Source organism: Enterococcus sp. SB12, from assembly GCF_030910025.2.
Lineage (GTDB): Bacteria > Bacillota > Bacilli > Lactobacillales > Enterococcaceae > Enterococcus_B > Enterococcus_B faecium.
In genome coordinates this window covers 182,589-207,202 of sequence record NZ_CP175676.1, presented here as the reverse complement: position 1 = coordinate 207,202, position 24,614 = coordinate 182,589, and the positions used below count along the sequence as shown (strand labels likewise).

Sequence of the window (24,614 nt, the reverse complement as noted above, 5' to 3'; positions counted from 1 at the left end):
CTTAGCAAGTGTGTACACACTTTCAGTAAAAAGTATACATCTTTCACTCACAAAAGCTAAAATTTCCAATTTTATTTTTGTTCGTTTCAGACGAATCTTTTTATTTTTGGTGGTGTCCCCCAATCCCCCTTTTTGAAAAAAATTAGAGCTTAATTTCAAATTCTTTTAAGACATCTTCGTATAAATCTTTGACTTCGCAACAGAACCCTTTTTACCGTAAGTGTATATCCACTTACTAAGCTCGCTATAATACTTTATAACGTTTTTATTTACATGAGCAAAGCGAGTTTTTCCTACACGTTTAATCTAAAATATTGGCATTTTATACCATGATTTTTCATGGTATGTAAGTGCGCCCTTAGGAAAATAATTTGAATATATTTCAGATTTTCAATCTGACTGCTCCTGTCATCGACCAGACCAATGAAGCCTTTTGGTTAGGGATTTTTTTTATTTTCTTTTAATACCATACTTTGTTAAATATCGTTTTAGTGTACTGACTGGAATTTTAGTATGATGTTCAATTTCTTTTAAAGTATATTCTTTTGATTGATATAGATTAAACGCTCTTTGTAGTAAAGGGTCGTCTTTTTGAAAGGTACTTTTTCTTCCAGTAAATCGTCCTTTTTTCTTTGCTAACTCAATCCCTTGTGCCTGCCTTTCCTTAATTCTTTTCCGTTCGCTTTCCGCTTGATATTTGTATAATTCAACGACTAAATTATTAATTAATCGTCTCAAATTTTCGTCTTCAATCCCATTCATTGACGGCAAGTTTAAGACTTCCAGCGTAGCTCCTTTTTGTTGAATGGCATTCATAATCTCTGTAAGGTCTTTATTGTTCCGCCCTAAACGGTCTAACTCCGTTACAATCACAATATCCCCCTCACGCAGATAGTCCAGCATGGCTTGTAATTGAGGACGTTCGGTGGATTGTCCGCTTGCTTTGTCTGAAAAGACCTTAGAAACGCTCTGTAACGCTTCTAATTGTCTATCTAGGTTTTGTTCTTTGCTACTCACTCGTGCATAACCAATTTTACTCATAAATCACACTCCCTATTTTGGCAAACTCTAATGAGCCTTTACAAATCTTATTATATCAGAAAAACAAAAAAGCCCACTAGAGTGTACTCCAATGGGCTTTTGCTTTTAATCGTTTTTCTTTAATTTTCTATATATAAACCACATCAACAAGTACTGTAGCAGTAATCCTATTATTAATACAATAGCTAAACCTATCCTTCCGTCAGAAGTGTTTATAATTGTTCTAAAGAAATTTATACGTATAATAATACCAGCTATTGCAGAGATTACTATAGGAGGTATAAGCGGAATCCATATTTGTTTTTCATTCGTTTTATTAAAAAGATAGGAAATGATTAAAAGAGCTAACAATATAAGAAATATCCCTAAATTATTTGATAATCTTACTTGTAATCCTGTGTTTAGTTGGAATGATAGTAAAAAGAAGACAACAAGTCCTAATCCAAAGAATAGTGACAATATTATATTCATAATCTTAGATTCATATCTATATAAACAATATCCCATAAATAATAATAAGGCGATAACAAGAAATACCAGATAAACACCTGAGATTAGGAAATTACCAATATCAATATATTCTTCAAATGAGGCTAAAATGGGTATAAGTTTCATTAAACATAATATCCCTAATGAACTAATAATAATTTTTATTGTATCTATCACGTTTATAGGCAATTCTTTAATAATATTGTCAGCTACTTGTTTAGGATTTTTGCCTAAATAATATTCTGCGGATTGTCCGTGTTCCTGTCCTTCCAATATATCTTCTAAAATTTCTAATAACATTTCTTCAGACTTTTTTTCATCTCTTATAAGAGACATTACTCTAATGTAAACTAAAAGATTGCCATAATATTTTTTATTTTCTTTTGTTAGGTGCTCTTGAAGTTCAGCATTACGTTCAATAATCTTATTAGTTTTCATATTCATCGACCCCTTTAATTAAATTTGTAAGACAGCTGTTGAGCTGATTCCACTCTTTAAAAAATTCTTGCTTTTCTTTGATTCCTTTTTCTGTTAATGAGTAATATTTTCTTCTGGGCCCGTATATTGATGGTTTTAAGTCACCTATTATTAGCCCCTTTTTTTCTAAAGATAACAATAATGGGTATATTGTGCCTTTAGATATATTTTTAAATCCATAAATATCTAGCTCTTCGCTTATCATGTATCCATACATCTCTTTTTTCGAAAGAAGAAGTAAAATACAACCATAAAGTATTCCTTTTAGCATTTGAGAATCAATTTTATTTGTCATTTTAATAATTCCTCCAGAGGTATTATGTTTTACATGATACCAAAATTATTGTAACTTGTAAAGCAATATAGTGAAGTATAAAAAAGAGCGGAATTTTCCACCCTTTAATAGTCGATTTTTAGCCCATTACAACAGCTTTCTATTTATTTAAATAAGTTTGCAATAGATATAGCTATTAAACAAATAAAGAGTGTAAAACCAGCATACCCTAAAACAATAATCCCTTTTTCAATTCGTATTTTTCTATGGTTTCTTCTTTCTCCTAGTATGGTATGGTAAAAGCCCTCATAAAAAAAATCTTCATTCTTTTTTTCACGCATAAATGCTACTAATTTTTTTACCATAACTTCCACCACTTTCTAGGTGCTTTCTTTGGTTCTTCTGCCACGCTTTCTACTTCCTGTGGTTGTTTGCTACTCACTTGCTCCACTTTTGTATCTTGTGTAGGCATTTTAAGGGCTTTTAAGCTATCATTCTCTGCCTTGTATTCTTCCAGTAATTTTTTATCCTGCAAGGCTAAACGCTGTTGCTGGTCTAGCAAATTTTGCATTTGTAATAGCTGTTTATCTTTGTTTTCTAATTGCTTATCTCTATTATTTTTCAAGTCTTTAATTTGTTCTAACAAAAGACTATTAACGCTTAATTCTTCATTTCTTTTTGTCGATTTTCGGTCGGTTTTTTGTCGATTTTCGGTCGGTTGAACTTTTTTTATTTTTGTTAGTCTTTTTTTGATAAACTTTTGTTCTTCAAGGTTTAGGACGATTGAACCACTATTGTTTTTTTGTCGATTTTCGGTCGGCAAAAACTTTATATGGTATTGAACGGTCTGTTTAGCTAGTCCTAGCTCGTCCGCCAACTCTTTTATCGTCTTTAAGTTCTCACTCATGATAAGTCCTGCCTTTTAACCGTAGGTAGATATTGTTCAATGGCTTTTTTGAGGTACTTAGCGATATTGTGCTTAGAATATTCTTCACGCTTGCTAGAGACATAACTTAGGTGGTCTTTGACACCATTCAACCCTCTTAATTCTTTCAATTCGTCATAAAGCGGATAAACGTTTTTCTGTAAGCCTGCCAATATCTTTTTGTCGGTTCTGTTGCAAAGTTTTAAATAAAGAATAAAACCCCTTACGGTATCTATGATTTAAGCTGGGATTCCCAATAATACCTTGATTTCAGTACAGACCGAAAACCCGAAGAGAGTGCCTTCTTTTCGGGTTTTCTTATATAATCCTCGAATGGCTTCCATGCCTTTAATCGTGGTAGAGGCAGTGCGTAAACTTCGATAGAATTTATTGCGTCTCTTTACTGGACGATGGTCTTGTTCAATCAAATTATTCAGGTATTTAATGGTACGATGTTCTGTCCCTTGATAAAAGCCGCCGTATTCTTTTAGTTCCTTAAAGGCACTTGTAATAGAGGGGGCTTTATCTGTGACTACAACCTTCGGTTCATCAAACTGCTTCACTAACCGCTTAAGAAAAGCATACGCTGCTTGTGTGTCCCGTTTTTTACGTAACCAAATATCCAAGGTTAAACCATCTGCATCGATGGCTCGATACAAATAATGCCATTTTCCTTTAATTTTGATGTACGTTTCATCCATTTTCCATGAATAAAAGGATTTTTTATTTTTCTTTTTCCAAATTTGATAGACTAGTTTGCCATATTCTTGCACCCAACGATAAATCGTTGTATGAGAAACGTTAATGCCACGATCATATAAGATTTCTTGAACTTCACGATAGCTAAGGTTATAACGAAGATAGTAGCCCACGGCTACAATAATCACATCCTGCTGAAATTGCTTTCCTTTAAAATGATTCATCGTCATTCCTCCTGCTATCTTTTTCTATTATTCTACCTTATTTGATAGTAGATTTAAAACTTTGCAACAGAACCCTTTTACTTATACTATCTCAAATGCGATCATCAGCTTCTTGTTCACGGATGTATTTTTCAATTGTCTTTTGATTCAATTCGACTGTACTCACATAATATTCCTCCGACCAAAATGATTTATTTCCGTATCTATATTTGTGATTTACGTGCTGCTCGTGGATTAGCACAGCACTACGATCTTTCAGATAACCATAAAACTGGATATACTTATTTTTGATGGTACTTGAACAAGCATGTGAATATGATCTGGCGTTGCATGTGCTTCTATAATTTCCACGTTTTTTATTTTGCACAACTTCCTAAGTATTTTTCCAATATCTTTTCGTAATTGCCTATAGATTACTTTTCGTCGATATTTTGGTGTAAATACACTATGATACTTAAAATTCCAACGAGTATGGGCTAAACTTTTATCGTCATTTGACATGAAAAAACTCCTTTCGATATGCTAGTTCTTCCACGTGTAGAAACGCATGGTTTTCTTGTTTCGCACGCTTTGCGCACGAAACTGACTGAAGTCATTAACAAAAAAATTGTAGACAAAGAAATTTTTCTTTGTCTACAATCTGAAAGGATAGGCACTACCATTTTTTATAAAATATTTGTATTGAACCATTTTTTAGTTATTAGCTTACTAATACAAAATACTGTATTATAGTATCAACATAACCATCCTTTGTCCATGATTTTATCTAAAAAGATTGTAAGGATCAATAAGTCTGCACTTCCACCAATACTCCAATTTTTCTTTTTAAATTGCTGATTTAGGTAATCCAAATATTTTTTACCTTGTATGGTTTTTACACCCCCTAATTCAAAATAAGGACGAATAAGTAATTGATACTCTTCAAAAACATGTCTATTATTACTTCGTTTGATCAAATTGGTATCTTCTACTTCCATTGATAGAAAAAGTAAAGTGTCTATCATCTTATCTTGTTGCGACCCTTGATATGCTTGATAATAAGGCAATCCTCGGTCAAAAACACAAGGATAACCTCTTTTGGCTTCCCCTCGTATCCCTGTCAATCCATGGTTAACAAATAGATATTCTCCCCAAGTCCATGCTTTTGGTTTTGTTTGATCAATCTTCCCAAAATCGTTAAGTAGATTTTTCGTCATTTTTTGAATTTCTTTTTGAAAGAAACTTTTTTTACAAGGAACTTTCCAAATAGTTAACCGGCCACAAATAGCAAGAAAAATCCCCAATGAAAAGATAGCACCTTTATGTGTATTTATACCATTTGTCACTGAGAACATCGCAGTTTCAGCCTCTAAACCAATCTGTCGAATCGCCATAAAGGTTTCTTCAATTGGTTGATGTTGTCGGTCCAATCCTGTTTGGATAAATTCTTCAAAATAGGGAGTCAAAACTACACTACTTTGTAGAAAAGTAAAAATGTCCATATCTTGATGAGAACCGGGGTCTACTGGATCAACCAATCCTGGTTTATTGATACATGTAACTTCATAAAGCATCGCTAATTGTGCTTCTTGTGCTATTTTTTGAATATTATCATGCATGTTTCAATGCTCCTTTTAAGGAATCGGCTACTATTTGTTCGATTTTCTTTTGCATTTCTTTCACAGTATGTGTACGATTACGTGCACATACCTTTGCTGATTTCCCACAAATAAAACAAGGACGTTCCCCATGATTAAGAGCTTGGCGACTGACAATTGTTATCTGCTCTCCTTTTTTAAACAAGACATCTAAATCAAAAAGTCTACCTAATGCGTCTTGCTCTTCTAACGTGACCAACCATTTTTTGAGATTCAAAGGTGCTTCTGTTACTATTACGTACCAGTCCAATCCACTTGGCAAATTGATTTCTTTTGTGTACGTCATTTCCACCTTTTTTTTTAAAAACATTTGCTGAATTGACTGCTGTCCCTGACGAAATACCTGCTCAATCATTGGATTATTTTTGATCGGCCCAGGAATATTCAATGTAAAGACCATCAATGAACTATTTGAATACTTGGAAAGCAGGTTGCTTTGCAAGTTAGCACGTTGTTCTTTATGGATCAAAATATCCTCGATTTCTTGAATTTCTCCAGTATCAAACATCATGATCTCTCTTCTTCAAATTCTTTCACCTGACGAACGACATCTAAAATTGAACCATCTCGGTATTCTACATAGGCAACTATCCGATCTGTGAATTGCAAAGGTTCCGGGATGCCTACTATTTTTTCTGCTCTTTGCTGTAATTCTTCTATTGTAAAAACAGGAATTTGTGGAATTCTTTCAAAAATAGCTATTAGATCTTTACGTTGGGGATTGATAGCAACCCCTACTTCTGTGACTAATACATCGATACTTTTCCCTGGTGTGATCAATGTAGTAACGTCATTTACTACTGTAGGTATTCGGCCACGTACTAACGGCGCTGAGATGATAGTAAGTTTAGCCGTTGCTGCATCTTGATGTCCACCAATCGCACCTCTTAGCACACCATCTGAACCAGTCATAACATTTACATTGAAGTTTGTGTCAATTTCTAATGCAGATAAAATAGCGACATCTAATTGGTTAACAACCGCTCCTTTATTACTTGGATCAGCATAAAAGGAAGCATCGATCTCCTGTTGGTTCTCAAGCCGCGCCATTCCTTCAGCTGCTCCTTTGTCAAAGTCTTGGACATCTAACACTTTTTCAACAAGACCTTTTTCCAATAAATCAACCGTTGGTTTAGTGATGCCACCTAATGCAAAAGAAGCTTTGATCTGTTTTTCTTCCATTTCACTAGCTAAGTAACGCGTTACTGCTAAAGCTGCACCACCCGTTCCTGTTTGAAAAGAAAAGCCATCTTTGAAATAAGGTGAGTGAACAATGACATCTTTGACCATTTCAGCAATTTTTAATTCTTTTGGGTTTTTAGTAAACCGTGTAGCACCAGCACCGATTTTATTCGGATCACCAATTGCTTCTACTTCCACGACATAGTCGACTTGTGTTTGCGGAATACTAATGGGCGTATTAGGGTAAGGAACTAAATGATCAGTTAGAAGAATGACTTTATCTGCATATTGTGCATCTACTTTTGCATACCCTAATGAACCAAAAACGGATTTTCCAACAGTCGCATTAGCATTTCCATAATCATCAGATGTTGGTACTCCTAGAAATGCAACATCGATTTTCAATTCACCACTTTCAATTGCACGTGGACGATTACCATGAGAACGTAAAATCACAGGATTGTCCATTCCTCCATGAGAAATAAATTCACCTAAGCTGCCGCGCATCCCACTGCTTGTGATATGAGTTACTGTACCGTCCTTGATGCATTCAATAACCATCTCATTCATAGTGTTCGTTAAAGAACTTGGTGCTAAGGTCAATTCTTTGATGCCCATTTCACGGATCACGGCCATCACTTGGTTAAAAACAAAATCACCTTCTCTTAAATGATGATGAAATGAAATCGTCATTCCATCTTTTAAGCCCGATTTTTCTATAGCTTCTTTGATCGAGTGCATCAATTTATTTGTCTGATTAGTTACAGTCGTTACTTTTGGTGCACAACGTTGAATCGTTTGTGGCGATAATGAAACACTTTGGAATTCTTTTTTATACTTTGTTAAAACACTTGATGGAATGCTACGTCTTTGTTTATTATGCATGGATATTTCCCTCCTCATCAATCAATCGTGATGCTTTTGCTAACATCAATGTCCGTTGTGCACGTTCTACAATTGGTTTATCGATCATTTTTCCATTTAAAGAAATTACGCCAGAACCTTTTTCTTTTGCTTCTTCGATTGCCGAGATGATGTCTAGTGATCGTTTGATTTCTTTGATTGACGGCTGATAAACAGTATTGACTACTGGAATTTGCCGTGGATTGATACAAGATTTTCCATCAAAACCTAATTGATGGATTAAACGTACTTCGTTTAAAAATCCTTCCATATCATCCACATCAGAGTAAACAGTGTCAAATGCGGAAATGCCTGCTGCACGTGCAGCATGAACGATCATACTGCGAGCAAAAAACAATTCGTTTCCATCTGGATATCGTTTGGTTTTCATATTTGTCACATAGTCTTCTGCCCCAATGGCGATTCCAATCAATCGATCAGATGCTTTGGCGATCGCAGGTGCGTTCAATACACCAGAAGCACCTTCAATGGCTGCCATCATCAATGTTCGCCCTATCGGAACATTATGATAGTTTTCTGCTTCTATAATCACTTTTTCTACTTCTGTTATATCTTCAGAGGTTTCTGTTTTAGGTAAACGTAATACATGCGCGCCGGCTTTAACCATTGCAAAAATGTCTGCACGTCCAAATTCTGAGTGCAGGTCATTTATTCGAACAATTAATTCTGTGTCACCATAATCCACTGTTTTCAATGCCTCAGCCACAAGCATTCTTGCGCTGTCTTTTTCTGCCATAGACACTGCATCTTCCAGGTCGAACATAATCGAGTCAGCACCATAAATACCTGCATCTTTGATCATCGCTGGATTATTTCCTGGAACAAACATCATTGTTCTTCTCAAACGTTCTTTCATCATCTAATTAAACCTCCCACGGTGTTTCTTGGTGTTGGATACCTAAGGAACGATGGATCGCTGTTTTTAATCGTGCAACAATAACGCAATCTAATGCCCCTTTATCTACTACCTTGAGTTTTACGTTTTTAATCTGATAAACTGCTAGTGTGTCATAGATAACTTTTTTGATTTGTTTTCCAAATTGCTCAATCACTTGACTGTCTAAATCGATTTCTATTCCTTCTGTATTCGGTGAAATCATGATTTGGACATCACTTGACTCTAATGTTCCAGCAATCGCTGATTTATTTATTTCCATTACTTAACGCTCCCTTTTATTTTTTAAGTATTGATAGGTTGTTTCTGGAACCATATATTTTATTTTTTCCAATTGCCCAGCAAGATACGCTTTACGAACTTGAGAAGCAGAAATAACTTGGTGTTGTTCCGTTTTCTTCCTTGCAAGGACATGAACTTTTATTTCAGGGGGTAAAATCGTTTCCAGTATGTCGTTATATGAACGAGTCATTGGGGAAAGTGGTTCTTCTCCCACATATCTAGCAGAGATATCTAAATAAGTGGCAATTCTTTCTTTGAATAAAGTAGCATCTACGACCATTTGCTCCTTTGCTATTTCATCATCTTCTCGTAAAAAATAGGTGGGAAACGTTGCAGGGCTAATAATATACTCGCCACCTGATAGAACAATGACATTTTTCAGTTTTTGTAATCCTTGTTGAACTAATTTGAGTCGGTCCTTCGTCGAAAAAAGATTTTGTTCTTTTTCGAGTACAAATACATATACCCAATCGTTGTTATTGGCAGCTTGTTTTACTAAATAATAATGCCCTTCTGTAAATGGGTTCGCATTCATGACAATTGCTGCTTTTTTTTCACCATTCACTTTAGGAATCCTCTCTAGGTACTGTTTTATAGAACTATCTCCCATTTCTAATACAGCTATTTTTGGGGTAGATACGATTGTTTCAAAACCTAAAAAGTTAAAACTTTTTTGATAGCGCGGTTTCGTGAAAACAATATAATGAAAAATCTCTTGTTGACTCATTGCCTGAATTATTGCAGAGACTAGTACATTAAATGTATGTCCACCATCTTTATATTTTTCAGACACGGCGATATATTTAATCACGTTGTTTTGATAAGATACTGTTCCTACTAACTTTTCTTTATGGTATATACCCAATGTTTGATCTAAATGTTGAAAATCTTCGATTTGCTTCTTTTGTATTCCTGAATCAAGCAAAAGATTTTCCCATTGGTCTTTGATATAGTTATTTTTTAAAAATAATCGTTGGATATCTGTTTGATCAAACACATGGTCACGTCCTTTCTTTATGTTCTTATGATAGCAGACCCATTAAAAAGATAGCGAACGTTACGGTCATAGCACCCCCTAGTCGAACAGCAACTTGTGCAAATGGCATTAATTCCATGCGATCACCCGCAGCTAAGATAGCTAAAGCACCTGTACCGCCTTGTCCGCTACAACATGAAACTGCGATGGCAGTATCAACTGGGTACATTTTTAAAAATTTTGCGGCGATAAAAGCTGTAGCGACAATAGCTACTACCGTCACAATGATTGTTACTATCGTTGCAGGATTTTTAAATACTTCGATCAGCTCTAACCAATCTGTTTTTGCAACCCCTACGCCAAAAAGTAAGGGAGGTGTGATCCCACGAACAGTGAATCCATACAACGAATTTCCACCTTCTTCGATATTTTTAGGGATAAAACCAAGCATTTTAGCCCCCATAAGAGAGACTAATAAGATCACAGGTGAAGGAATAGAAAAGCCAAGGAGTGATTTTAATAAGTGCTCAACATAGACAGCAACAAAATAAATCGTTATTGCTACCACGCCTGCTAACAATGTTTTTTCAATATTGACTGGTTTAGCTGAACCCTTCAAGTTCTCTAAATGTTCATCATCCCCATCGATCAAATTACCCTGACCATTTAATTGTGGGTATTTCTCTCCAATTTTTTTGAGCATACCAGACAGTAGAACTGCGACTAAACTTCCCAACATCACACACGGTAGAATCTTCCCAAAGATATCATTTTGTCCCATACCAGATAATATTGCTGCATAACCAATCGATAATGGCATCGCTCCTTCCCCAACACCACCAGCCATAATCGGCGCAACGATAAAGAAATACGCATTCCAAGCAGATAGCCCAAGGAGTATTCCCACACCTGTTCCTATCAAAGAACCAATCACATCGCATAAAATTAAAATAATGATAATACGTGAAGTTGCTTTAACCAATGTTTGCCGATTCATTGAAGCAATACTGCCGACAACTAGTAGTGTGATAAAGAACATCAAGAAATTGTTATTATTCATAAAATCAGAAACCACAGTTACAGTACTTTGAGGTAGCCAATGTTTATAGACTAGAAATGCAGGCAAAAATGTAACAACTAATACTTTACCACCTAAATCTTTTAAAATAGGAATAGTTTTACCAATTTCTTCTAATAAATAAGCAAAAACAGTCATAATACCCAAAGAAACTAACATATCATTTTCTGGAACGATATTGCTTATCGTCATTGCAAGATACGCGAGTACCAAAATGATATAAAGAGATAAAGGAATAAAACCAATTTTAATTCTATTTAATGTTTTCAGCATGTATATTATCCTCGTTTTCTTTTAGTTTTTGTAAATAATCCAAAACTGCCTGTGAAACGACGTTTGCGACTCCTTCATCAAAAACATTAGGGATGAATTTTTCTACCGTAGGCTCTGCGACCATAGCAGCTAATTGTTTGGCTACTTCAAGTTGTAATGAAAGATCGACTTTATTCGCTTTCGATAGTAATAGTCCCTTGAACAATCCGGGAAATACTAAAATATTGTTTACTTGGTTAGGATATTTCGAAGAACCTGTAGCGATTAGCTTTGCACCAGATTCTTTTGCTAAATCGGGTTTGATCTCTGGTACTGGATTGGCTAAAGCAAAAATAATCGGATTATCATTCATTTTTCCAATCATTTCAGGCGTTAAAACATTTCCTATTGAAAGACCGATAAAAACATCTTGTCCAACGATTGCATCTTCCAAAACGCTTGCATTATTATTTGTATCATGTATATGATCCAACAACTCTCTTTGATATTTATTTAATGTACTATCTTGCTTCTTTAATCTCCCTTGTTTATCCACCAATGTTAGATTTTTGATACCAGCAGCGATTAATAGTCTAGCTGTTGCAACCCCAGATGCTCCCATGCCGTTGATCAAAACTCGAAGTTCAGTTAATGTTTTCCTTTGGATCTTAGCAGCATTGATCAATCCAGCTAAAACGACTATCGCTGTTCCTTCTTGATCGTCATGATACACAGGAATAGAAAGTTTTTCTTGTAATTTTTCTTCAATCTCAAAACACTTCGGTGCTGCAATATCTTCTAAATGGATCCCTGCAAAACTATTTTGCAAATTGACAATTGTTTGTACAATCTCGTCTACTGATTTTTGTTCGATGGCTAATGGAATCGCATTGACACCTGCTAAATTTTTATAAAGCAGCGCTTTCCCTTCGACGATTGGTAATCCAGCTTGGTTTCCTACATTTCCAAGACCTAATACCGCCGACCCGTCTGTAATAACGGCCACTAATTTACCACTAATTGTTAATTCTCTTGCCAAAGCATGATTTTTCTCAATCATTAAACTTAGTTCTGCTACACCTGGGGTGTACATTTTTGCTAAATCTTGATCATCTTGCACGGCTTCTGTTGTTTCCATCCGTAAAACACCTACATTTTTTTTATGGATTTCTAAAACTTCATCAAGCATACCTTCACTCCTTTTTACATTTTTTAATTACAAAACCACTTTAACACTTTTTTTAAAATAAAAAAACCCTTTCATTTTAAATTTTAAAAAAATGATGCTTATTTTTAAAAAATTAAAAAAAGACTAAATTCAATTTTTTTGGTATAATGAAAAAAAATATCTATTTGAAAAAGTTAGGAGCTATACTATGCATCTGGAATTCTCTGACTATGAATCACTCCTTGTGAAAATTTGTGAAGACTATTATCTCGAGGATATCAATATTAGTGAAATTTCTAAAAAATATGGGATCACCAGATATAAAGCTTTAAAATATATTGAAGATGCACGTGAAAAACAATTAGTTAGTATTTCAATTAATTCTCCGTATGCTAGGAATTATGAGCTAGAAGAAATCTTCAAAAATTACTTTAAAACGAATATCTATATATTAAAAAGTAGTGAAGACTTATCACAACACGATTTATTATTTTCAAAATTTGCTGCCGATTACATTCAAGAATTAATTAAGAAAGCCAATGTGGTTGCACTATCTTGGGGAGATACCGTTTACAAAGTGATTGATCAGTTTAAAATGGTTGCTCGTGAAGAATTAATTTTTACTCAATTCATTGGCGAAATCGGAAAATATAATTCCTTAGCTGGCTCCACACGATTAGTTCAAAAAGCTGCTGAACGTTATGAGTCTTCTTATTTGACTCTCAGTATTCCTTTATATGTCATCAATGAAACTGCACGTGAACTAATGGCTCTAGAACCTTCTTTAGCTAATACCTTAGCAACCGCTTCGCATGCAGATATGTTAATTTCTGGAATTGGCACCTTATCCTCTATTGATTCTGTCGAACCCTGGAACAAGCATCGTAAAATCCTATTTCCAAGCATGACGGATACTGTTGGATTTCTTTACGGAAGACCCTTCAATATCAATGGTGAATTCATCAAAGCATCTGAGGATAAGACTTTTGGTCTTTCTTTAAAAGAAATTTTCGATATTCCAAAACGAATTGGTATTTGTAAAAGTAAGTTCAAAGCGGAGAGTTGTTTAGGCGCCTTGAATGGTAATTTTTTTACAGATTTATTTTTGGATGAAAAAACTGCTTGGAAAATACTTTCTTTGATAAAAAAAGAGTGAGTCATGTAAAATCCTCCAAAAAATTTAGATTTTTGGTACTACTTTTTTGGAGGGCAGTACAATGATTCACTCTTTTTATTGGATATCAAAATCCCTTTTTTTGAGAAGCTTGTCTTAATATTTTTTGAACTTTTCCAAGCCATACTCCATTACTTTTCAAGATTTAATTTCTTTGTATTCACTGAATAATTCCCACGTTTTTTCGTTAATGTTAATTCTTATTAATTTTATTGTACTTCTCATGCAATAGGATCATATATCCTTCTAAATCTTTTTTATGCTATAAAAAGGGGGTTCTATCTAACTTTATTATTCATTCCCCACCCTTTGCGCAGTGAGTCTTCGGTATCTTGTTTTATCTGACTGGTAGTTCTTATTATTTCTCCACGATCATCTAATTCTGGAACAATTGGATATTTTTCTCTGAACAAGTCTAGTTCTTTCACCACGTCATTAAACAAATCTTGCTTATCTTCTTGCGTAAGATTCTGTTTAATATACTCATCTAAAGCTTTTCTAAGCAATTCATCTCTTGTCATATTAGTCTCATACTTTTCTACTAAAACTCTGGAAGTCGCATTTAACAAAGTCGACAGTTTTAAAGGATGCTTGGTGGAATAAACCTTATCAAACTTTCTGATTGGTGCGCCAACTTTTTTTGTTCTTCCTCTACTCTGTCTTTCAACATTGGAGGAAGTTTTTATTTCTTGAACTTGGTGCACTTCTAATTGCTTATTTTCAGATGGTGTAATTGCTTGCTGCTTTTTCTTTGCTTCTGCTTCTTTTTTTATTTTGGCGAGTCCTTTGTTGTTCCCAAAAATATCAAGTCCTTTGATGTCAGCCAATTACTCCACCTCCGCATACCAATTCTCGTGTTCTTCCAATTCTTTCAAAATACTGATAAATAATTCGTGGCTTTTGCGATCCCATTGTTTTAAGAGACCTTTCTTTGTCTTCTCCATCGTAATACCTGATCCGTCGTATCGTTTTAAGCGCGCATTTTTGAGTACAACATTTTTAATCAAATGTTCCCCATAAATCTCTTGGGCTTGTTTATACATTTCCTGATCTACTGCGTCACCGCTTTCCAACATGAAAGGAATAACACCAGCAACATATAAATTTGTATCAAATTCTTTCACAAAAAAGTCCATATACTCAAGATATTGCATCGCATTTCTCATCGATTTTACTTGGGTCTGTAAGACGACGATTGCCCAGTCCGCAATGTACATCGCGGATTTACTATATACAGAAATAGAAGGTGGGACATCTAAATAGATGACGTCAAACTCATCAAATAATGGTTCTAGCTTTTCTTTCATATATTTGAATTGGGATAATGAATCATTATATTGGTCTTTGATCCAATCATCATACATTTCAAAGGACATGTCTGCTGGAAGTATATAGAGGTTATTGATTACTTTATAGACAGCCTCTTTAGGTGGAAGATTGTTTATCAACACGTCAGTCACAGTATTTTCGTAAACAATCGGTTCACCTTCTCCGCCTCCTTCTTCGTTAGTGAAGTTCATATGCGTTAAGTTCATCACATCAGAAGTATTTCCTTGCATATCCAAGTCAATTATCAAGGTTCTTTTTCCTTCATTAACTGCTGATTCAAACCCTAACATTTGCGCGCACGTACTTTTACCTACGCCACCTTTAAAATTACCGATTACATATTTCTTCGCTACCACGTTCCTACCTCTTTTCTTTTAGCAATATTCATTTGATACTATTATAACATATTTATTTTTAGTTACTACCGAAAAAAAGATATATATGTACTACCTTATAATTAATAAGTAAAAGGTAGTACATAAATAAGGAAAACCTGAAACATATTGATTTATAGCTTTCCTCAAAGTAAAGACGTTATTTAATTTATCGAGAAGCAGAGAATACTCGCGACTTTAGTCATGTAGACGAATCAGATTTTCGATAAAAAAGAAGCCGTCCTTCTTAAGAACGACAACAAATCACTAGATTAATTTTTTCAACTGTTCATAAAATTTTTCATGCGTTCCACATAACAATACTGGAATAACCTTGTTTTCTATAATCTCGTAAGCTACTCTATATGTTGTGCCCGCATATTTGAACCCACTAGACCAAATACCTGATAAATCCCCAGTTTTTTGTTCACCCTTATATGGATCAATCGCAATTTCATCATAAATTAAATTCAAAAATTTTTCTTTCAATGGCTTCTCTTTTAGCTTTTTTAAATACTTAATGACATGTTTTGAAGGAACGATTTCATAAGCCAATTTCTGTTGCCAACTCCTCTTTAGTCATTACTTTAGAATTAGTAAGTGTATCTTCAGCAATATCTCTAAAGGAAGAATGCATTTTGTTTTTTCTATTCTTAAATTCTACAAGAATCTCATCTTTATCGTAGCCTTCTGCAATTATATCAGACAAAATATCTTCGCTAAAATCATAAAATTCTTTTTGTGGTTCAACAAATTCATAAAGAATACCATTCTCTACCAACTTTGCTTCAACTTCGACTCCATTAGGAACATTAAAATCTTTAGGTACTGTCAACATGATTGAATTGCCTTGTTTTCTTGTTTTTGTAATCATTTAAATCCCTCATTTCTAACAGTATGTAATTACTTAGTAAATACATTATACCACGAGATAATGTATTTACAAGTAATTACTGTGACTCGTAATGCGTCCTTGCTGAATAAATTTCAACCACGTGTTCATCTTTATCTACCTTATAAACAACCCGGTGTTGTCTATTCAATCTTCTAAAATACCTACCTTGGTTCTGTTGCAAAGTTTTAAATAAAGAATAAAATCCCTTACGGTATCTATGATTTAAGCTGGGATTCCCAATAATACCTTGATTTCAGTACAGACCGAAAACCCGAAGAGAGTGCCTTCTTTTCGGGTTTTCTTATATAATCCTCGAATGGCTTCCATGCCTTTAATCGTGGTAGAGGCAGTGCGTAAACTTCGATAGAATTTATTGCGTCTCTTTACTGGACGATGGTCTTGTTCAATCAAATTATTCAGGTATTTAATGGTACGATGTTCTGTCCCTTGATAAAAGCCGTATTCTTTTAGTTTCTTAAAGGCACTTGTAATAGAGGGGGCTTTATCTGTGACTACAACCTTCGGTTCATCAAACTGCTTCACTAACTGCTTAAGAAAAGCATAGGCTGCTTGTGTGTCCCGTTTTTTACGTAACCAAATATCCAAGGTTAAACCATCTGCACCGATGGCTCGATACAAATAATGCCATTTTCCTTTAATTTTGATGTACGTTTCATCCATTTTCCATGAATAAAAGGATTTTTTATTTTTCTTTTTCCAAATTTGATAGAGTAGTTTGCCATATTCTTGCACCCAACGATAAATCGTTGTATGAGAAACGTTAATGTCACGATCATATAAGATTTCTTGAACTTCACGATAGCTAAGGTTATAACGAAGATAGTAGCCCACGGCTACAATAATCACATCCTGCTGAAATTGCTTTCCTTTAAAATGATTCATCGTCATTCCTCCTGCTATCTTTTTCTATTATTCTACCTTATTTGATAGTAGATTTAAAACTTTGCAACAGAACCGAAAAGGGAAATCCAAAGAGTTAATTTGTCGTATGGTCCCCAGATAAAATCTTTTGTAGTCTGGATTTTTAGATCTTCTTTTAGTTCGCATCAAAAAGCTTAATAATAGTTTGAAGTGAATGCTACTTTAAGAATTCTTGTTCATATTCTTGAATGATTTCTTCCGCTCTTAATTGCTCAGATCCACTCAACTGTTGCTTCACATCTTGATACTCTTCCCTCATATTTTCTAAAACTAACGGAGCCTGATACGCAAACCACTCTGACATAGAATTTTTTGGATACTTCTTTTTATATTCTGGATAATCCATAATCGTGATCATTACTCATCAACCTTCCAATAATTAAATTTATAAATCTAAATGTTTTTCTTGTTTGGCTTATCTGCTATTTTAGTTGTCGACTTTCTCGCTACATTACCACTATTCATTTGATAATATTATTATAAATATCATCATAATTGTATTCTTTAATAAATCCAATTTGCTCAGAAATTTATGTAACAAGTACTAGTCAGCAGTTTCAGTAACAACTAAAGTAATACGGATTTTTGTATTTATTTCGTTTTCTCCTAATGAATTCCTAAACTATTTTTCGACGGTTCTATTTGTAAACTAAAAATTGACTAACTCATTGACACACATCAGTTTTTAAGTCATCATAAATATATAGTTAAACATAGATATCGATTTGCTATTCCTATGCATTTGTGAATACATGATCATGAAGACCAAGTATACTCTTTAGTAAAAAACTAAAAAAGGACTTTTAGGAAGATATCTGGTCAAACTTACGAATATAAACTGAATTATTTGAAGACAAATGAATAGGTTCTGCTAGAAAGCCTTGTCGCTTTCTTTGATAAAAATTAACCCGAGGCTGGGACAGAAGTGTTTCTTACTTTGTCCCACACTCACTATCTTTTAAAAATGACAAATCTATTATATCAGAAATGAGGAATCAAGAAATGGGATTATTCGATGGACTAATGGGAAATGCTGCACAACATGATAATAAATCTGTAGAAAAAGAACTACAAGGGGTCTTAGTACCTAATGAAAACGTGGATTTAGCTTTTAAATTAGTAAGAGACTTAATTGTTTTTACAGACAAACGATTGATTATCGTTGACAAACAAGGTGTCACTGGTAAAAAAGTAGAATATAAGTCGATTCCTTATAAATCAATCTCACGTTTTTCTGTAGAAACAAGTGGTCATTTTGATTTGGATGCAGAGTTGAAAATTTGGATTTCTAGCGCTGAACTTCCAGCCGAGAGTCTACAATTCCGCAAGGACAAAAATATTGTAGCTATTCAACAAGCATTAGCTTCTGCTGTTTTATTCTAACTATTGAAAATCATTGAACCAATCTAACAATGATCCGTCCTTGTTTTTGACAGAAAATCCACCGAAAAATCAATTTTTTCGATAATGAGTAAGTCAATGAGGATTTCACTAACAAACAAAAACTGGAAGACTGAAAATCGTAAAAAAGATTTCCAGTCTTCCAATTTTTTGTCTTGATATATATCCAAAACTCTAGCGAAACGGGTTATAAAAGCGTCCGCCATTGATGAACAATAAAGATATCCCTGCAGCACACAATAAGATTACCAGTAATAATGCCAAATAATCATTGCGTTTCAAGGGTTTAGCTAACAACCAAGTGCGGCTTTTTTTCTTACCGAAACGACGAAGCTCCATCGCCGAAGAAATCGTTTCGATCCGTTCTAAACTGGAGAAAATCAAAGGAATCGCAATCGTTAAATTGCCACGTACTCGTTTCATCAACGAGGCTTTCTTGGATAGCTCATTTCCTCGAGCTTGCTGTGCTTTTGAAATCGTTCGAAAATCTTCTTGAATATCTGGGATATAACGCAATGCTAAAGAAAAAGCATAAGCGATCTTATATGATCCACCTACTCGATGAATACTTGATGCCAATTCACTAGGGTTCGTCGTCAAAATAAAGATCAACCCTGGTGGGATCGTGACGAAATATTTGATCAGCAGATTGAACTCATAAAAAAGTTGTTCTTGTGTGAGTGTATATCGGCCGATTCCTTCAAAAATCACATGTCTTGTCCCATAGATCGTCACGCCATATTCTGGTGCAAATAGATAAACCGTCAATAAATTCAAAATCGAAAAGAATGCGATGAATTTCAATACAAAGGAAATCTCACGATACGTAATTTTTGCTGTTCGAAAAAGAATAATAGAGAAAAGCGCAAGCACTAGCAAAAAACGTGTGTCATAAGAAATCATCCCAACTACTGAAATCATTAAAAAGCACAACAATTTAGTGAAGCCGCTAAGTTGATGGATCACCGTTTTTTTCGGCAAATAACCGATCAAATTATTGTCTGCCATCAGTAGGCACCTCCTCATGCTGGATGAATGCCGACACAAAATCGGTGGCATCTGCTAAATGATTGTTTTGTGCCAAACGATAGAGACTCGTTTCACGCAGACTTGCTGAGGCAACTAATTCTGCCGAAGATAAGACATTGGCAGGGGTCTCATCCGCGATGATCTGTCCTTGTTTCAATACCAACGTCCGTCGGATGTGTTCCAACATCAGGTGCATATCATGGGTGATCATCAAGATGGTAATCCCTTGCTGGTTCAACGTGCGTAAAAAGGTCATCATTTCATTATAATGGTAATAATCTTGCCCCGCTGTAGGTTCATCAAGGATCAGCAATTCAGGCTCGAGTACTAAAATAGCTGCAATTGCTACTCGGCGTTTTTGCCCATGGCTCAATGCAGAGATTGGCCAATTACGAAATTCGTAGAGTCCACAGACCTTCAATGTGTCAAAAACTTTTTCCTGGATCTCCTCAGGTTCGACACCCTGGTTCTCCAACCCTAATGCGACCTCTTCAAAAATCATATTCTTCGATAGCATTTGATTACTATTTTGCAACACGTAACCTATTTTATCGGCTCGTTCCTTGATACTTTCATTTGCAATGGATTGCCCTTTCCACAATAGTTCACCTGTTTGAAGAGGATAAAAACCTGTGATCAGGTTCGACAGCGTAGACTTTCCTGCCCCATTATGCCCAACAAGACTGACCATTTCTCCTTGATAGAGTGTCAAGTCAATTTTTTTGATGACTTGCTCATCCCCAAAGCCAAAGGAAATATTTTTCAGTGTCAGTAATGGCGTTTCTTTTAACGGAATTGCTTTGAATTCTCCCTGATCCTTGGCTAATGCCGTTGCTATTTCTGGGGAAACTAGTTGATCGACCTGTGTTAGATCAGAAAACTCTTCCAAAGAAATACCCGCACGTTTCAAAGCAGAGATATACAACGGTTCGCGTATACCATACATTGTCAAAAGGTCACTTTTTAGTAATTCTGTTGGCGTGCTATCTGCGATGATCGTTCCTTCGTTCATTAGAATAACACGATCGATTGGTGCTGCTAAAACTTCTTCCAAACGGTGTTCGATAATGATTGTTGTAAATTTTTGCGACTGATACAACTGGTCGATCATTTGAATCGCTTCGTACCCCGTTTGTGGATCGAGATTGGCTAAAGGTTCATCAAACAAAAGGATCGGCGTTTCATCGATCAAGACGCCAGCCATCGTTACACGTTGCTTCTGACCACCAGAGAGATCTTGTGGGCGTTTTTCTAATTGTTCCGATAGATTGGTTTTTTCAGACCAATAATTTACCGCCTTGCGCATCTCCGTTTGCTCAATCATCTCGTTTTCCAATGAAAATGCAATATCTTCTGCCACTGTCAAGCCAACAAATTGGCTATCCGTATCTTGCAATACTGTCCCCACATCTAACGAAAGGTCATAGATGGTGGATTCACCAAACAACTTCCCGTTGATGTTCAAACTCCCAGTATAACTACCTTTTTCATTTTGCGGGATGATACCATTCAAACATTTCCCTAAGGTAGATTTTCCTGAGCCACTAGGTCCCATGATCAAAATCTTTTCTCCTTGTTTGATGGACAAATTGATATTTTTCAGCGTGGGTTCGGCTTGGCTATCATATTGAAATGTAAAATCATGAAACTCGATCATTTTATATCCTCACGTTCTAATCTTCTTTATTTAAGCTACCTTTTTTCGTTTTCGTCTGTGCATAGGCTTTTAGCAAAATAACACCGATGACACCTGTTACAATCGCATTTGTGATCCCTGCAACGATACCTTGTGTAAAGACTTTGCTTGGTGCCTCCGCATAGATCAAGATATCTCCGATTGGTGCAATCACTACCCATGTAATCAAATTGGCGATCGTTTCACCAACAAGAAATGTCCCGATTTCTTTTTTCCCAAAAGTTCCTTGTTCGATTGGGATACGTTTAGCTAACAAGCCAAAGAAGACACCTAAAATACCTGAAGCAATGATCCATGACCACCATGCCCCATAGGTTGTCAAGTCACCAAGTGCATGGCCGATAAAGCCTGCCAACCCTGCAACGATAGGGCCATAAACAACGCCTAACAATGCCAAGAAAGGATACGCCGTTGCGATATCCGTATTAGGAATCCCTGTTGGAATAGTTACGAAACGTTTCAAAATGAAGAAGACCGCTGCGCCGATACCAATTGCTACAATGTGTTTTACCGTGAATTTTTTACTCATACTTTTTTACCCCTTTTTAATTAATACGTAATAAGTGCTTCTTTTCTTAGTTCTTTTCTTAGTTCTTTTCTTAGTTCTTTGTCAGTTCGATCGTCCAGTCATTGCCTGTTCCGATCTTATATACAGCTGAAAATGAATCCAGATTGATCCCTAAACCAACGTTCAATAATGAATTGATGTATAATACCGCTTTTTTTGGCGCTACTTGAGCAAACGAACGTCCAAAGACAACCTTATCTTGGTAACGGACTACACCTTGATAGTATATTTTTACTAGTAAGCTTTGTCCATATTCAATTTGCCAATTTTTGAAAAAATCCACCGGAATGTTCGTCCAAAGTGAGCCGAAACGAATATCGGTGATATCGATCGTACCTGTCGTTGTATGTTCATTTTGGACAGGAGCAATTAATGGGAATGTTACTAACTCGCTCGTTGGAATGACTGAACCTAGTTCGTCAAATCGTACATTTCCACTAGCTAGTCGAGCCCCATTGTATACATAGACATCGCGTCCATGGAATGTATGACTTTCTGATGAACCTGGCAAACGCTGTGTTTCTTCATCAATTTGACGGACTTCTTTGATTCCTACGTATTGTGCCAAATATGTCAATGTCCCATTGTCTGGCGTGATGACATATTGCCCATCTTTTAATTCTGCCATGACACTTCGACGCGTTGAACCAACCCCAGGATCAACAACCGAAACAAATACCGTGCCCGCTGGCCAATAACTTGCTGCTTGCAATAGACGGTAACTTGCATCATGAATATTGTATGGTTCAATCTCGTGAGTGAGATTATTGATGATCAAGTTGGGCTCAACTTGATAAGCCACTCCATACATTGCATTTACCGCGCCATCTTGCAACCCAAAATCGGTTTGTACTACTAAAAATCCTGCCATAATTCGTCCACCTTCCAATTCTTTATGTCCGATGAGTCTCTTTATGAGATAGTCATCCTTGCTTAAAAGCAAATACAAAAAATGCCCCTAGCAAAAAATTTGCTAAGGGCATTGGACATGCGTTACCACCTTTAATCATAAAATCCTCACAGATTTCATCTCGATCAGTACCCAAAAAGTTTGCATCTTGGAGACTGTGCCTTGTTAACGGGGACAACCGTACTTCCTTCATAAAGTCGGGAAATCCGCTCAAAAGCCATTTTCAAGTAATTGATGCGCATCCCCTCTCACCAAGCAGGAATTCTCTTTAGCGTACATGGTTACTCTACTTTGTTTTTCATCGCGTTTTAATGATTGGTAATAAAATAGCAGAGTTCATTTGATTTGTCAATCAAGAAAAAAATTTTTTCTTTTAGCTAGTCTAATGCTGACTTTCTGATTTTTGTGCTATCGATTTTACTAAGTATACTTTTTTCAAAAATAAAAATTAATTACAGCTAAAAAAACTGTTGTCCATTGTTGGAATTTTTACTTCATACTGTATAAAAAGTTATTCGAAAAGAGGCAGCTAGTATGAAACCAGAAGAAAAGAATAGTTTAAAACAGGAATTACTCCATTCTATATTTTCCTATCGCCAGCAACAAATAAATAACTATCAACAAAAGTATACAAAACAAGATATAATGGTGTGTCTTTCCCATTTAAAAAGCAAAAAGCCTGAGGATCAATTTTTTTTGATCAAACCATTTCCGGTTCTGTTGCAAAGTTTTAAATAAATTTGATTTGTCAAATTAAGCTAGACAAAATATCTTCATTCATGTAACTCATAAATACTTCCAGGGGTGTTTGATAATCCAAGGACTTTCGTGGAATATTGTTTCTCTTATTCGCCACTGAAGAGATAAAAGCTTGGTCGACTTGATTAAAATCCATGTTTTTTGGCAGACCATCTTTTCGCAGCAAGCCATTGGAATTTTCATTCAGTGCTCGTTGCGAAGGAGTCCCTGGATCAGCGAAATAAATAGCGATGTCATGTTGGTTACTTAAAGCCTTCCAATTAGAGAATTCTTTCCCACAATCAAAGGTAATGGATTTAAATAAATGTCTGGGAATCGATCCAAACCAGTGGTTCAGAGTATTCTCAATATCGATCGCCTTGCGCCCCTCGGGCTTCAAGGTGATGATGATTTTCGATAGACGTTCTACCAAAGTTATGACAGCACTCTTATGATGAATGCCTACAATGGTATCGCCTTCGATATGGCCGAACTCTTCTTTAAATGTCGGGTAATCAGTTTCTCTTTCAACGATATTCCGTTTAAAAGCCTGTTTTCCTCGGCGTTCTTGATGTCCATTTGGTTTCCGCTTACCCTTCATGGGCAAAGTCGATTCATCGAACACCTTTTCCTTGAACTGGCGATAAAGGGTTCTTACGGAACAGCTGATTGGTTTCTCTTTACGCCCAATGATAACGTCTGGCGTCCAGCCTTGGGCAATTTTTTCTTTAATGTAGGACTGTTGTTTCTTTGGCAAGACGATGTTTCGTCTGCCACACCGTTTCTTATTTTCTTTATACTGTTGGTAGTATTCAAGGGCCGTATGGCCTTCTTTCAAGAAATTAATGACGTTATAAATCGGTGTTCGAGATCGTTTCAGGTACTCAGCAATTTTCACAATTTTGATGTTTTGGTGGTAGTAAGACTCTATCATCACCAGTTCATCCGTGGTAAGATGGGTGTAGGTCATTCGTGATCACTCCTATGTTTTCTTTAGTCGGAATTACATTTTGAGTGTAGCACGAATGGCTTATT

28 protein-coding genes, 3 pseudogenes and 1 other annotated feature are annotated in these 24,614 nt (G+C 35.5%); of the genes and pseudogenes, 3 read left to right on the top strand and 28 right to left on the bottom strand.

Features of this window, described 5'->3' with window-relative positions; genetic code table 11:
• Positions 1-450: 450 nt before the first annotated feature.
• The 16 genes and pseudogenes from RBL01_RS13755 to RBL01_RS13680 all read right to left on the bottom strand — a co-directional run bounded on the left by RBL01_RS13755 (position 451) and on the right by RBL01_RS13680 (position 12,544).
• Positions 451-1,041 carry a recombinase family protein gene (locus tag RBL01_RS13755; RefSeq protein WP_002395662.1) on the bottom strand — a complete coding sequence of 197 codons (591 nt, stop codon included), beginning with the start codon at positions 1,039-1,041 and terminating at the stop codon, positions 451-453.
• A gap of 105 nt (positions 1,042-1,146) precedes the next feature.
• Positions 1,147-1,968: a hypothetical protein gene (locus tag RBL01_RS13750; protein WP_115236521.1), complete on the bottom strand. Its 822-nt coding sequence runs from the start codon at positions 1,966-1,968 to the stop codon at positions 1,147-1,149.
• Positions 1,958-2,302 (bottom strand): PadR family transcriptional regulator, encoded by a 345-nt coding sequence (locus RBL01_RS13745; RefSeq protein ID WP_002375364.1) that lies wholly within the window; start codon positions 2,300-2,302, stop codon positions 1,958-1,960. The genes RBL01_RS13750 and RBL01_RS13745 overlap by 11 nt, the downstream gene beginning before the upstream one ends.
• Positions 2,303-2,445: 143 nt before the next feature.
• Positions 2,446-2,646 carry a hypothetical protein gene (locus RBL01_RS13740; protein ID WP_167841691.1) on the bottom strand — a complete coding sequence of 67 codons (201 nt, stop codon included), beginning with the start codon at positions 2,644-2,646 and terminating at the stop codon, positions 2,446-2,448.
• Positions 2,640-3,188 carry a hypothetical protein gene (locus tag RBL01_RS13735; RefSeq protein WP_306703138.1) on the bottom strand — a complete coding sequence of 183 codons (549 nt, stop codon included), beginning with the start codon at positions 3,186-3,188 and terminating at the stop codon, positions 2,640-2,642. The genes RBL01_RS13740 and RBL01_RS13735 overlap by 7 nt, the downstream gene beginning before the upstream one ends.
• Positions 3,185-3,394: pseudogene (locus RBL01_RS13730) on the bottom strand (RepB protein); the annotation flags it as partial. The pseudogene RBL01_RS13730 and the gene RBL01_RS13735, both read right to left, overlap by 4 nt.
• A 51-nt stretch (positions 3,395-3,445) precedes the next feature.
• Positions 3,446-4,129 (bottom strand): IS6-like element IS1216 family transposase, encoded by a 684-nt coding sequence (locus RBL01_RS13725; protein ID WP_307780974.1) that lies wholly within the window; start codon positions 4,127-4,129, stop codon positions 3,446-3,448.
• A gap of 172 nt (positions 4,130-4,301) precedes the next feature.
• Positions 4,302-4,630: pseudogene (gene tnpA / locus RBL01_RS13720) on the bottom strand (IS200/IS605 family transposase); the annotation flags it as partial.
• A gap of 233 nt (positions 4,631-4,863) precedes the next feature.
• Complete coding sequence (gene citG, locus RBL01_RS13715) at positions 4,864-5,727, bottom strand: triphosphoribosyl-dephospho-CoA synthase CitG (RefSeq protein ID WP_002303163.1); 864 nt, start codon at positions 5,725-5,727, stop codon at positions 4,864-4,866.
• Positions 5,720-6,277 (bottom strand): citrate lyase holo-[acyl-carrier protein] synthase, encoded by a 558-nt coding sequence (gene citX, locus RBL01_RS13710; protein WP_002305953.1) that lies wholly within the window; start codon positions 6,275-6,277, stop codon positions 5,720-5,722. The genes citG and citX overlap by 8 nt, the downstream gene beginning before the upstream one ends.
• A complete protein-coding gene (gene citF, locus RBL01_RS13705; RefSeq protein WP_058128741.1) occupies positions 6,274-7,833 on the bottom strand; it encodes a citrate lyase subunit alpha in 1,560 nt (519 codons plus the stop codon). The genes citX and citF overlap by 4 nt, the downstream gene beginning before the upstream one ends.
• Positions 7,826-8,731, bottom strand: coding sequence for a citrate (pro-3S)-lyase subunit beta (gene citE, locus RBL01_RS13700; RefSeq protein WP_002303160.1), 906 nt, complete (start codon positions 8,729-8,731; stop codon positions 7,826-7,828). Before citE ends, citF begins: the two co-directional genes overlap by 8 nt.
• A gap of 4 nt (positions 8,732-8,735) precedes the next feature.
• A complete protein-coding gene (gene citD / locus RBL01_RS13695; RefSeq protein ID WP_002303159.1) occupies positions 8,736-9,029 on the bottom strand; it encodes a citrate lyase acyl carrier protein in 294 nt (97 codons plus the stop codon).
• Between the two features lie 3 nt (positions 9,030-9,032).
• Positions 9,033-10,046: a [citrate (pro-3S)-lyase] ligase gene (citC, locus tag RBL01_RS13690; RefSeq protein ID WP_002303158.1), complete on the bottom strand. Its 1,014-nt coding sequence runs from the start codon at positions 10,044-10,046 to the stop codon at positions 9,033-9,035.
• A 25-nt stretch (positions 10,047-10,071) separates the two neighbouring features.
• The gene (locus tag RBL01_RS13685) at positions 10,072-11,376 is read right to left on the bottom strand and encodes a 2-hydroxycarboxylate transporter family protein (protein WP_002303157.1); all 1,305 of its coding nucleotides are present in this window, start codon (positions 11,374-11,376) and stop codon (positions 10,072-10,074) included.
• Positions 11,357-12,544, bottom strand: coding sequence for an NADP-dependent malic enzyme (locus RBL01_RS13680; RefSeq protein WP_058128740.1), 1,188 nt, complete (start codon positions 12,542-12,544; stop codon positions 11,357-11,359). Before RBL01_RS13680 ends, RBL01_RS13685 begins: the two co-directional genes overlap by 20 nt.
• A gap of 187 nt (positions 12,545-12,731) precedes the next feature.
• On the opposite strand from RBL01_RS13680, the gene RBL01_RS13675 reads away from it, so the two are divergent.
• The gene (locus RBL01_RS13675) at positions 12,732-13,679 is read left to right on the top strand and encodes a sugar-binding transcriptional regulator (RefSeq protein WP_021109149.1); all 948 of its coding nucleotides are present in this window, start codon (positions 12,732-12,734) and stop codon (positions 13,677-13,679) included.
• A gap of 296 nt (positions 13,680-13,975) precedes the next feature.
• Here RBL01_RS13675 and RBL01_RS13670 read toward each other — a convergent pair whose 3' ends face one another.
• The 7 genes and pseudogenes from RBL01_RS13670 to RBL01_RS13640 all read right to left on the bottom strand — a co-directional run bounded on the left by RBL01_RS13670 (position 13,976) and on the right by RBL01_RS13640 (position 17,595).
• A complete protein-coding gene (locus RBL01_RS13670) occupies positions 13,976-14,524 on the bottom strand; it encodes a hypothetical protein (RefSeq protein ID WP_002292681.1) in 549 nt (182 codons plus the stop codon).
• Positions 14,525-15,382, bottom strand: a complete 858-nt coding sequence (locus tag RBL01_RS13665; protein ID WP_002292680.1) for a ParA family protein — start codon at positions 15,380-15,382, stop codon at positions 14,525-14,527.
• A 285-nt stretch (positions 15,383-15,667) separates the two neighbouring features.
• Positions 15,668-15,955, bottom strand: a complete 288-nt coding sequence (locus RBL01_RS13660) for a type II toxin-antitoxin system RelE/ParE family toxin (RefSeq protein ID WP_002345819.1) — start codon at positions 15,953-15,955, stop codon at positions 15,668-15,670.
• A complete protein-coding gene (locus tag RBL01_RS13655; RefSeq protein ID WP_002292678.1) occupies positions 15,945-16,274 on the bottom strand; it encodes an AbrB family transcriptional regulator in 330 nt (109 codons plus the stop codon). The genes RBL01_RS13660 and RBL01_RS13655 overlap by 11 nt, the downstream gene beginning before the upstream one ends.
• A 76-nt stretch (positions 16,275-16,350) precedes the next feature.
• Positions 16,351-16,464: pseudogene (locus tag RBL01_RS13650) on the bottom strand (Txe/YoeB family addiction module toxin); the annotation flags it as partial.
• Positions 16,465-16,517: 53 nt separating this feature from the next.
• A complete protein-coding gene (locus RBL01_RS13645; RefSeq protein WP_410779653.1) occupies positions 16,518-17,198 on the bottom strand; it encodes an IS6-like element IS1216 family transposase in 681 nt (226 codons plus the stop codon).
• Positions 17,199-17,394: 196 nt separating this feature from the next.
• On the bottom strand, positions 17,395-17,595 hold the full coding sequence (locus RBL01_RS13640; RefSeq protein ID WP_005876749.1) for a hypothetical protein: 201 nt from the start codon (positions 17,593-17,595) through the stop codon (positions 17,395-17,397).
• 644 nt (positions 17,596-18,239) lie between these two features.
• On the opposite strand from RBL01_RS13640, the gene RBL01_RS13635 reads away from it, so the two are divergent.
• Entirely contained in the window at positions 18,240-18,620 is a 381-nt protein-coding gene (locus RBL01_RS13635) for a PH domain-containing protein (protein WP_005876746.1), read from the top strand.
• Between the two features lie 192 nt (positions 18,621-18,812).
• Here the strand turns inward: RBL01_RS13635 and RBL01_RS13630 are convergent, their stop codons facing one another.
• The 4 genes from RBL01_RS13630 to RBL01_RS13615 form a co-directional block, all read right to left on the bottom strand.
• On the bottom strand, positions 18,813-19,646 hold the full coding sequence (locus RBL01_RS13630; RefSeq protein ID WP_005876744.1) for an energy-coupling factor transporter transmembrane component T family protein: 834 nt from the start codon (positions 19,644-19,646) through the stop codon (positions 18,813-18,815).
• A complete protein-coding gene (locus tag RBL01_RS13625) occupies positions 19,633-21,324 on the bottom strand; it encodes an ABC transporter ATP-binding protein (RefSeq protein ID WP_021109053.1) in 1,692 nt (563 codons plus the stop codon). The genes RBL01_RS13630 and RBL01_RS13625 overlap by 14 nt, the downstream gene beginning before the upstream one ends.
• 16 nt (positions 21,325-21,340) lie before the next feature.
• Complete coding sequence (locus RBL01_RS13620; RefSeq protein WP_005876741.1) at positions 21,341-21,892, bottom strand: ECF-type riboflavin transporter substrate-binding protein; 552 nt, start codon at positions 21,890-21,892, stop codon at positions 21,341-21,343.
• A gap of 70 nt (positions 21,893-21,962) precedes the next feature.
• Positions 21,963-22,802 carry an S-adenosyl-l-methionine hydroxide adenosyltransferase family protein gene (locus tag RBL01_RS13615; RefSeq protein WP_058128738.1) on the bottom strand — a complete coding sequence of 280 codons (840 nt, stop codon included), beginning with the start codon at positions 22,800-22,802 and terminating at the stop codon, positions 21,963-21,965.
• Positions 22,803-22,903: 101 nt separating this feature from the next.
• Positions 22,904-23,152 (bottom strand) — a binding site (T-box leader).
• Positions 23,153-23,375: 223 nt separating this feature from the next.
• Between RBL01_RS13615 and RBL01_RS13610 the strand changes: the two genes are divergently transcribed.
• Positions 23,376-23,579 (top strand): hypothetical protein, encoded by a 204-nt coding sequence (locus tag RBL01_RS13610; RefSeq protein ID WP_058128901.1) that lies wholly within the window; start codon positions 23,376-23,378, stop codon positions 23,577-23,579.
• Between the two features lie 10 nt (positions 23,580-23,589).
• On the opposite strand, the gene RBL01_RS13605 is transcribed toward RBL01_RS13610, so the two are convergent.
• The gene (locus RBL01_RS13605; protein WP_000222577.1) at positions 23,590-24,549 is read right to left on the bottom strand and encodes an IS30-like element IS1252 family transposase; all 960 of its coding nucleotides are present in this window, start codon (positions 24,547-24,549) and stop codon (positions 23,590-23,592) included.
• Positions 24,550-24,614: the final 65 nt, after the last annotated feature.